The following is a 9,009-nucleotide window of genomic DNA, read 5'->3' as shown; positions in this document are numbered from 1 at the left end:
CGAGCCCGCTGGCTCGGGTTCGGGCTCGGGCTCGGGTCCCGGGGCTGGATCGGGCGGTGGTTCGGCATCCGCCGCGACCGCCGGCTCCGCCGGGTCCGGGCTCAGCTCGGGTGACGAGCGGGCGCTGCGCAAGGAGATGTCCAAGATCGAGCGCCAGATGCTCAAACTCGATCAACGACAGGCCACGATCCACGAGGCCCTCACCGCCGCCGCAGGGGAGGCGCTCGACACGGAGAAGCTCGCGTCCCTCGACCGTGATCTCAAGGACGTGAGCGCGGAGAAGGAACAGCTCGAGGAGCGCTGGATGGAGCTCGGCGAACAGGTCGAGGGCTGATCCACCCGCCGGCGCGAGAGCGGTGTGGACGTCGAACTTGGTCGTCTTTGCTGCGGTGAATCGAGCGTTTCACCGCGCTGGGCACGACCAGAATATGGGCGGAACACCTGATGCCAGGACCGAGCGGCGCGGTTCGTTGTGGATGCTCGTCGTCCTCATCCACAGGGGACGCCGGGGGCGGGCGTGAACGGTCACCGCGGGCGATGATCCTGAGGTGCCCCGTCCTCATCCTGCTGCGCCGTTCATCGGTAGTGCGGCGGTCGTGGAAGGCCATCTGTCCGGCCATCAGCTCAGGTCAGGACATCGTCGTCTGTTCCCCGACGTGTACCTCGCCACCGGAGCGCCCGCCACACCGGATGTAATGGTCCGCGGCGCAGCGCTATGGGCACCCGCTGGAGCCGTGATCGGCGGTCTCGCGGCGGCACTGATCCACCGGGAGCGGTGGTACGCGCCGGCCGCGGTCGAGAGAGAAGTCGACATCTACGCGGTCGGAACGGCACCCGCTCCGGGCCGTGTGCGGCTGCGTCGCCTCCGGCGTGCTCTGCCGGCGGGACAGGTGGAAGCGATCGGTGGACTCCGTGTGACCTCCGCTGCACGGACGGCCATCGACGTAGCGAGGTGGGAGGTCAACGACGATACGGCGATCGCGAAGATCGACGCCGTGTGCAATCGATCCCGGATCGCCGTCAGCGAGGTGAGTGCACTGGCACGGGGCCTGCGAGGGTTGCACGGTCTGCAGAGGGTGCGGAGCCTTCTCCGGTGGTGTGACCAGCGAGCTGATTCGCCGCCCGAGACCAGGCTTCGGCTGCTGATCGTCCGGTCGGACCTCCCCGACCCGACTCCGCAGGTCGAGATCCACAACGAGTACGGGGTGAAGGTCGCCACTGCGGATCTGGCGTACGAGGTCGGGAAGGTGGCGGTGTTCTACGACGGGGACGTCCATCGAGGCAGGTCTACCTGGGAGTACGACGCGCGGGTCAACGCCGAACTCTCGGAGCTGGGCTGGCAGGTGGTCCGCGTGACCGGTTCGATGCTCCGGAATCCACGGGCGGTACTCCGCCAGATCGGTGCGGCCCTCGAGCGCGGCCGCGCACGGGTATGACCGCGACGCGCGACCACATCACCCGAATCTTGGTCGTGCCCACTGCGACAGAACTGCGTTGTGGCCACAAGGGCCACGACCACACCCGTTGCGCGGGGCGCGCTGGGATGAAGGCGCTGGGGTGGGGGCGCGCTGGGTGTGCGGGGCGCGGCGGGGTGGGGGAGCGCCGGGGCGCGCCGGGGTGTGCGTGAGGCAGGGGCTGGGAGCGTCAATCGGCCGGCGAGGGATGCGCGCGAGTGTGGGCGAGACAGGCGGAGAGCAGGGCGTCGGCATCGGTGAGGCTCGGCAGGACGGCGTGGGCACCAGCTGATCGCAACTCGTCAGCGGAGACCCGACCGGTGGCGACGGCGACGCAGCGGGCCCCCGCGTCGAGTGCGCCGCGGACATCGTGGACGTGGTCACCGATCACCACCGCGCGCTCAGCGGACACCTCGAGTCCGCGTGCGCGGGCGGTGGTGAGGGCACCGCGGACGAGGTCGGCGCGGTCGGCGTGGTGATCTCCGAACGCCCCGAGCCGCGGATCGGGAAGCCCGTCGAACCCACACACCCGGAGCTTGAGCAGCGCCGTCCGTCGCATGTTGCCGGTGACGATCCCCTGGTGCAGCCCGTCTACCGCGGCGAGGGCGGCTATCGCCTCGTGAGCTCCCGGGAGTGCCCCACCTCCCGCGTCGAGCAGGTCCTGCCCGTGCGCCTCGCACCGCTCGGCGACGGCGTGGAGCAGCGTGGTGACGAGGTCCTCGCGGGGGTCGATCCCGTTCCGCCCGAGCAGGTCGGTGCAGATCGCGCGGTCGGTCCGCCCGGCAAAGGAGACGTCCATGACGGGCTCGCCGCCGACCATCTCGGCGAGCGCGGGGGCGATCATCCGCGAGCCGAACCCGGCGGGGTCGAGCAACGTGAGGTCGAGGTCCCAGAGGACGAGCAGAGCGCTCACGATGGCGGCTGCAGCAGTGGTGCGAGCCAGGCGGTGAGGAACGCCCGCAGGTCGGCGTCGGAGCGGGAGTCGGGATCCTCGAGCACCATCACCGACCAGCCGATGTGCACGCCGACGTCGGCGAGGAAGTCGATGCGGTCGGCGAACTCGGGGAATCGCTCGATCGCCGGACCGAGCAGGTGGGCTGTGTACTCGAGGGATCTGTCTACAGCACCCGGATGGTGGATCGGGTTGCCCTCGCCTGACAGCGTCAGGGCTCGCAGCAGCGGGTCCCCGAGGATGCGTCGCCGGGCCTCGATCACGATCTCCACCAGCACCTCGAGCAGAGAGTCGGCCGAGTCCATCACGGACTCGTAGGCACCGACCAGCGCGGTCAACCGTTCGGTGACCGCCTCGCCGATCAACTCCTCACGGGTACCGAAGATCGAGTACACCGTCTGCCGACTCACCCCGGCCCGCTTGGCCACGACGGCGATATTGACCCCGTCGAACCCCACGTCCCCGATCACCGCTCGGGTCGCGTCGAGGATGCTGTCACGGGACCTCACGCCGTCCATTATCGCGCGAGCCGGCTGCGGACCGCATCCGAAGAGCCGGGCCGGGTGCGCCCGGGGCCGTAGGATCGCGGGCATGAGCGGCAAGAAGGACGATAAGAAGGCCACCTCGAGCGGGAAGAGCACGTCCTCGAAGAGCGGCGACACCGGGTCGAAGAAGAAGGAACTCGCCAGCGGCCTGGAGAAACTGCCCAAGAAGGCGTACGAGGCCGAGCTCGAGCGGTTGCAGGCCGAGCTCGTGGAGATGCAGGCCTGGCTCAAGGAGACCGGGAACCGGCTCGTCGTGGTGTTCGAGGGCCGCGACGCCGCCGGCAAGGGGTCGGCGATCAAGCGCATCACCCAGTACCTCAACCCGCGGTTCGCCCGCGTGGTCGCGCTTCCCGCCCCGACCGAGGTGCACAAGACCCAGTGGTACTTCCAGCGCTACATCGAGCACCTGCCCGCGGCCGGGGAGATCGTGATCTTCGACCGCTCCTGGTACAACCGGGCCGGCGTGGAACGAGTGATGGGCTTCTGCACCACGGACGAGTACCGCCGCTTCCTGCACCAGGCGCCGATCTTCGAACGCCTGCTCGTGGAGGACGGGATCATGCTGCGCAAGTACTGGTTCTCCGTGTCCGACGAGGAGCAGGAGCGCCGCTTCCGCTCGCGGCACGACGACCCCATGCGCCGGTGGAAGCTCTCGCCGATGGACCTGGAGTCCATCAACCGGTGGGAGGCGTACAGCCGTGCCAAGGACGAGATGTTCATCCACACCGACATCCCCGAGGCGCCCTGGTACACGGTCGAGTCGGAGGACAAGAAGCGGTCGCGCATCAACGTCATCTCGCACCTGCTCTCCACCGTGCCGTGGGAGAAGCTGGAGCCGCCGACGTTCGAGATCCCGGAACGACCCGAGGGTGCGAGCTACGAGCGCCCGCCGCGCGAGGAGTTCAAGTACGTCCCGGACGTGGCGTCGGAGCTGCTCTGACCGGAGGCGGGGCACGATCGGCGACCTGACGCCGGGCGGGGCGGCGGGGGCGGCCTAGGTAGGAATTCCTAGTATCCCGGCGACGGGCACAGACCGGCCTGCCACACTGGGGGCATGAGCGAATTCGTCACCACCCGGCGAGAAGGCCGGATGCAGCACATCGTCCTGGACCGCCCCAAGGCACTGAACTCCCTCGACCTGCCCATGTGCCGGGCCCTGCACTCCGCCCTGGATGCCGCGTCGCAGGACTCGGGAGTGGAGGCCGTCGTCACCACCAGTACCTCGGAGAAGGCGTTCTGCGCGGGCGGCGACATCCGCGCGCTGCGCGACGCCGCGGCCGCCGGCGAGCACCAGACCAACCGGGAGTTCTTCTCCGAGGAGTACGCGATGGACCTCGCGTACCACACGCACCGGGTGCCCACCGTCGCCGTGATCCACGGCGTCGCGATGGGCGGCGGCCTCGGGATCTCCATTAACGGCTCGCACCGCGTGGTCACCAAGAAGGTCATGATGGCCATGCCGGAGACGGCGATCGGGTTCATCCCCGACGTCGGCGCCAGCCACTTCCTGCCCCGCCTGTGCGGCGGCGGGACCCGGGGCCTCGCGGTGGGGATCTACCTCGGCACCACCGGGGTCCGGATGAACTCCGCCGACGCGCTCTACACGGGTCTGGCCACCCATCTGATCGACGACGCCGACCGCGACGCCTTCGTCTCCGCCATCGGGTCCGATGGCCTGGACGCCGCCCTGGAGCGCCACGGCCTCGAGCACTCGGCGGCGGGGGAGTCCGCGGTCGAGAAGCACATCGACCGGATCGAGGACGTCTTCTCCCGTGCGACCGTGCAGGAGATGGTCGCGGCCCTGGAGTCCGGTGCGCAGGACGAGTGGGCCACCTCGACCCTCGAGATGCTGCGGTCGCACTGCCCGACGTCCGTCATCGCGACCATCGAGCTGCTCCGCGCAGGGGCGGCCGCGAGCGATCTGCGAGAGTGCCTGGCGGCCGAGTTGGCGCTGGGCGGATGGATCACCGCCCGCCCGGACTTCGTCGAAGGCGTCCGGGCCGTGGTGATCGACAAGGACCGCAACCCCACCTGGGACCCCGCCGACCTCGACGACGTTCACGTGGACGCCATCCGTTCGGCGTTGACCGGGGGCTGACAGGGTCTACTCTGATCGGCGTCCAGCGCACGGGGCGCGGGTCGAGGAGGGGCCATGACCACCACCGGTGACGGCGCGCGCGAACCCGATGTGCTCGCCCCGCACGAGGAGCCCAAGGGCTGGGGGATCGCCGGCGTCACCGTGGTGTCCCTGGCCGCCGCGTTCGTCGTGCTCTGGGGGATCTCCCAGCACGCGAACATGGTCATGCCCGCCTTCCTCGCCCTGAACCTGGTGATCGCCGCCCAGCCGCTGCAGCGGTTGCTCGAGCGTGCCGGCCTGCCGAGGTGGGGCGGGATGATCATCGTCCTGCTGGTGCTCTACCTCCTGCTGGCCGCGCTGGTGGGGATGCTCGTGTGGGCGCTGTGGATCGCCGCCGAGGAGATCCCGCGCTACCAGGACAAGTTCGTCGAACTGTACGAGCAGACCATCGAGTTCCTCGGACGGTTCGGGGTGAGCGAGGACCAGGTCTCCTCGAGCCTGGCGGGAGTCGACCCCGGCACCGTGATCGGCACCGTCCAGAACGTGGCGGGGCAGCTGTCCTCGGCGGGCGGGCAGCTCACCGTCCTGGTGATCGCACTGACCTTCCTGGTGTTCGACGTCCCGGGGATCACCCGCCGTCGGGCGGTGATCGCGCGCCAGCGGCCCCGGCTGGCGGACGCCCTCAGCTCGTTCACCGACGGTGTGAAGTCGTACTGGATCGTCTCGACGATCTTCGGTCTCATCGTGGCGGTCATCGACGTGATCGCACTGATGATCATCGGTGTGCCGCTGGCCCTGGTCTGGGGCGTCCTGGCCTTCGTCACCAACTACATCCCCAACATCGGCTTCGTCCTGGGCCTCGTGCCACCCGCGCTGTTCGCGCTCCTGACCGGGGGACCGGTCGACGCCATCTGGGTGGTGGTGATCTACAGCGTGGTCAACCTGGTGATCCAGAGCTTCATCCAGCCCAAGTTCACCGGCGACGCCGTGGGGCTGACCCCCACCGTCACGTTCCTCTCGCTGGTGTTCTGGGCGTCGGTGGCCGGTGCTCTGGGCGCGATCCTGGCCGTGCCGCTGACCCTCGCGGTCAAGGCCTTCCTCGTGGACGCCGACCCCCGGATGACGTGGTTCTCGACGTTCACGACCACTCCCGACGCCGATGCCAAACGCGACCGGCGGCGGGCCGGGAAGCTGCCGGCACCGCGCTGACCCTCCCTGCGGGCCCGGGCTCGGGGGCTCCGATTGCGCCGGGGGCGGCGGACGCCCGCGGTCAGTCGGGGGATCCGGGATCGCCGGGTTCGTCCCCGGCGGGCGCCCTGGTGAAGGTCCCGAGACCGTTGCCGTCCAGGAGTTCGACGGTGACCTCGTCGTCGTCGAACGTCACGGAACCCCGCGACCCCGGCGGCCAGTTCTCACTCCGCGGTTCGACCGCGAACGTGTCGCCGTCCCAGGGCTCGAGTGGCCAGGCGGCGGCGCCGCCGACGGTCATCTCCAGCGCGTCCTGCGACTCTCTGACCTCGAGGGTCCCGAAGTAGTCGTTGCGGTACGTCCCGACCAGCTCGGCCGGGTCCCTCGACGGTGCCGGATCGGCGGGCGGGGTCGCGTCCACCAGGTCCCCGACCGGGTCGAGCAGTGACGCGAACGCCTGGCCGAACAGATCCCGCCAGTCCAGCGTGGGGTCGCCGTACTGGGCGTAGTCGGCGAACCTGGCGTTGATCGTCTCCGCCACCCCGCTCGGCGAGGCGTTGGTCACCGTGATGATCCCCAGGTCGAGCGAGGGCAGCATGAGCATCGCGGTGCCCGCCCCGAGCGCGAACGCCCCGGAATGGCTCCACTGGACCCGACCCGAGGAACTGGTACCGATGTTGAACCCGTAGCCGTAGGACCCGGGACGGTCCGCGGCGGCCCGCGGCGGCGAGGAGACGATCTGCGGGGTGAGGGCCTCGCGCAGCGCCTCGGCGGGCACGACCTGGGAGCCGCCGGGCCCCTTGCCGTCGTCGAGCACCATCGCCATCCAGGCGGCCATGTCGGTCACCGACGAACTCAGGCCCCCCGCCGGCGCCTGGGCGTCGGGGTCGCGCTGGGGATCGGCCGGGACCCAGTCCCCGTCCGGGTCGCTCTGGTCCGCGGAGTCGGGGGAGTCGGGGGAGTCGGCGCGCACGTGGCCGACCGCCCGGTTGTCCCGCTCGAGCAGCTCGTCGTGGGAGAACGAGGTGTCGGTCATGCCGAGCGGGTCGAAGATCCGCTCGCGACCCAGCTCGTCCCAGGGGGTCCCCGCCGCGACCGCCACCGCTTCGGCCCCCGCGGTGAGTCCGAAGTTGGTGTACGCGTACGAGGCCCGGAACGGCGTGAGCGGCAGGTGGCGCAGACCGTGCAGGACCGCGGGCCGGTCGTAACCCAGGTCCTCGAGGTCGTCACCCGCGTGCCCGGGCAGTCCGGAGCGGTGCGCGAAGACGTCGCCGACGGTCACGAGGGGGGTCAGCTGGGGATCGGAGAGCTCGAACCACGGCAGGTACTCGCTGACGGGCGTGGACCAGTCGACCTGGCCGTCGGCGCTCTCCGCTGCCACCACCGTGGCGCTGACCGACTTGGAGATCGAGGCCAACGGGAACACGGTCCGCGCATCCACCTCGGCGCCCGTGCCGGTGTCACGGACGCCGAACCCCTCCGCGAGGACCACCTCGCCGCCGTGCACCACGGCCACGGCCGCGCCCGGGATACCGGAGGCGTCCATCTCCTCCTCGACGATGTCGGTGACCTTGCCGATCGCGTAGTCGATCCGGTCCTCGCTGACCTCGAGTCCCGAGTAGGCGGCCGGGCTCTCGTCGGGGCCGGGCGTGGCCACCGGTGTCCCGCACGCCGAACCGAGGAGCGCGACGGCCGCGCACACGCTGATCGCTCCCAGGGTCCGACGGTGCCCGGTGGCCGAATCGGTGGTCATCCGCCCAGCTTAGACCGCCGGAGGGGTCCCGGAGGCCCGGGTCGGACCATTCCCCGCGACTCGGTTGCGGTGCGCGTCGATCAGGTCGCGATACCAGTACCAGGAGTCCTTGCGGGTGCGCGTCAGGGTGCTGTGGTCGACGTGGACCAGGCCGAAGCGCTCGGCGTACCCGGCGGCCCACTCGAAGTTGTCCATGGCCGACCACACGTAGTAGCCGTCCACGGTCACGCCCGCGTCGAGGGAATCCACCACAGCCGCCAGGTGCGCGCGCAGGTAGTCGATCCGGCGCTCGTCGTGGACCGCGCCGTCCGGACCGGGTCCGTCGTGGTACGAGCACCCGTTCTCGGTCACCGTCACCGGCGGCAGTCCCGGATAGCGCTCGTGGAGGGCCACGAGGATGTCGGTGAGACCCGACGGCACGACGGGCCAGTCGAAGTCGGTCCGCTCCACACCCTCGATCCGCACGGGGCGGAACGGCATGTCCTCCGGGAAGTCGACCTCGAGGACCCCGGAGTAGTCCGTGTCCTCGCGGGGGGCTTCGATCACCGTGGGTTCGTAATAGTTGACGCCGTAGAGGTCGAGGGGGCCCGAGATGACGACGAGGTCCTGCTCGAGCTGGTCCGGGGTCAGCCCCGCGGCGGTCATGACGAGCTCGGCCACCCAGTCCTCCGGATAGGTGCCCCGGAGGATCGGATCGGAGAACAACCAGTTGGTGAGGATGCGGAACATCTCGGCGGCCTCGACGTCCTCTGCGGAGTCGGTCGCGGCGGAGACGGGGAAGTGCTGTTGGACCACCCCGACCTCGTGGTGGGCACCGGCGGCGCGGATCGCCCCGACCGCCAGCCCGTGCGCGCGGAGCAGGTTGTGGGCCACGGGCAGGCAGTCCAGCCCCATCCCGAGCGCGGGCGCGTGATCGGTGAGCCCGTGGCCGTAGAGGGTGTGGACGTTCATCTCGTTGAGCGTGAGCCACCGGGTGACGCGGTCGCCGAGGGCGTCCACCACCACGGTGGCGTAGTCGGCCAGGGCGTGCGAGGTGTCCC

General features: G+C 70.3%; 8 protein-coding genes and 1 pseudogene. 5 read left to right on the top strand and 4 right to left on the bottom strand.

Annotated features, from left to right (window positions below; translation table 11 throughout):
• Nucleotides 1-334 (top strand): annotated as a pseudogene (locus G6017_RS01305) (ABC transporter ATP-binding protein); the annotation flags it as partial.
• A gap of 361 nt (nucleotides 335-695) precedes the next feature.
• Nucleotides 696-1,436: an endonuclease domain-containing protein gene (locus G6017_RS01300; RefSeq protein ID WP_502222298.1), complete on the top strand. Its 741-nt coding sequence runs from the start codon at nucleotides 696-698 to the stop codon at nucleotides 1,434-1,436.
• Between the two features lie 208 nt (nucleotides 1,437-1,644).
• Here G6017_RS01300 and G6017_RS01295 read toward each other — a convergent pair whose 3' ends face one another.
• Nucleotides 1,645-2,367: an HAD hydrolase-like protein gene (locus G6017_RS01295; protein WP_182615537.1), complete on the bottom strand. Its 723-nt coding sequence runs from the start codon at nucleotides 2,365-2,367 to the stop codon at nucleotides 1,645-1,647.
• Nucleotides 2,364-2,915, bottom strand: coding sequence for a TetR family transcriptional regulator (locus G6017_RS01290; protein ID WP_182615535.1), 552 nt, complete (start codon nucleotides 2,913-2,915; stop codon nucleotides 2,364-2,366). The genes G6017_RS01295 and G6017_RS01290 overlap by 4 nt, the downstream gene beginning before the upstream one ends.
• A gap of 82 nt (nucleotides 2,916-2,997) precedes the next feature.
• Between G6017_RS01290 and ppk2 the strand changes: the two genes are divergently transcribed.
• The 3 genes from ppk2 to G6017_RS01275 all read left to right on the top strand — a co-directional run bounded on the left by ppk2 (nucleotide 2,998) and on the right by G6017_RS01275 (nucleotide 6,237).
• Complete coding sequence (ppk2, locus tag G6017_RS01285; protein ID WP_241731320.1) at nucleotides 2,998-3,891, top strand: polyphosphate kinase 2; 894 nt, start codon at nucleotides 2,998-3,000, stop codon at nucleotides 3,889-3,891.
• A gap of 114 nt (nucleotides 3,892-4,005) precedes the next feature.
• Entirely contained in the window at nucleotides 4,006-5,049 is a 1,044-nt protein-coding gene (locus G6017_RS01280; protein WP_179525811.1) for an enoyl-CoA hydratase/isomerase family protein, read from the top strand.
• 54 nt (nucleotides 5,050-5,103) lie between these two features.
• On the top strand, nucleotides 5,104-6,237 hold the full coding sequence (locus G6017_RS01275) for an AI-2E family transporter (protein ID WP_182615533.1): 1,134 nt from the start codon (nucleotides 5,104-5,106) through the stop codon (nucleotides 6,235-6,237).
• Nucleotides 6,238-6,298: 61 nt separating this feature from the next.
• Here G6017_RS01275 and G6017_RS01270 read toward each other — a convergent pair whose 3' ends face one another.
• On the bottom strand, nucleotides 6,299-7,969 hold the full coding sequence (locus tag G6017_RS01270) for a serine hydrolase (protein ID WP_182615531.1): 1,671 nt from the start codon (nucleotides 7,967-7,969) through the stop codon (nucleotides 6,299-6,301).
• 9 nt (nucleotides 7,970-7,978) lie between these two features.
• The coding region (locus G6017_RS01265) for a glycoside hydrolase family 1 protein (protein WP_182615529.1) at nucleotides 7,979-9,009 on the bottom strand (1,031 nt) is incomplete at its 5' end.

Source organism: Dietzia sp. B44 (assembly GCF_014145245.1).
Classification (GTDB): Bacteria; Actinomycetota; Actinomycetes; order Mycobacteriales; family Mycobacteriaceae; genus Dietzia; species Dietzia natronolimnaea.
The sequence above is the reverse complement of the archived record's forward strand: the minus strand, read 5'-3'. Positions and strand labels throughout refer to the sequence as shown.

Bases quoted from the DNA above. Each gene is read 5' to 3' on its own strand.
- G6017_RS01275 (WP_182615533.1), top strand. From the start codon at position 5,104: ATGACCACCACCGGTGACGGCGCGCGCGAACCCGATGTGCTCGCCCCG.
- G6017_RS01300 (WP_502222298.1), top strand. From the start codon at position 696: ATGGTCCGCGGCGCAGCGCTATGGGCACCCGCTGGAGCCGTGATCGGC.
- ppk2 (WP_241731320.1), top strand. From the start codon at position 2,998: ATGAGCGGCAAGAAGGACGATAAGAAGGCCACCTCGAGCGGGAAGAGC.
- G6017_RS01270 (WP_182615531.1), bottom strand. From the start codon at position 7,969: ATGACCACCGATTCGGCCACCGGGCACCGTCGGACCCTGGGAGCGATC.
- G6017_RS01280 (WP_179525811.1), top strand. From the start codon at position 4,006: ATGAGCGAATTCGTCACCACCCGGCGAGAAGGCCGGATGCAGCACATC.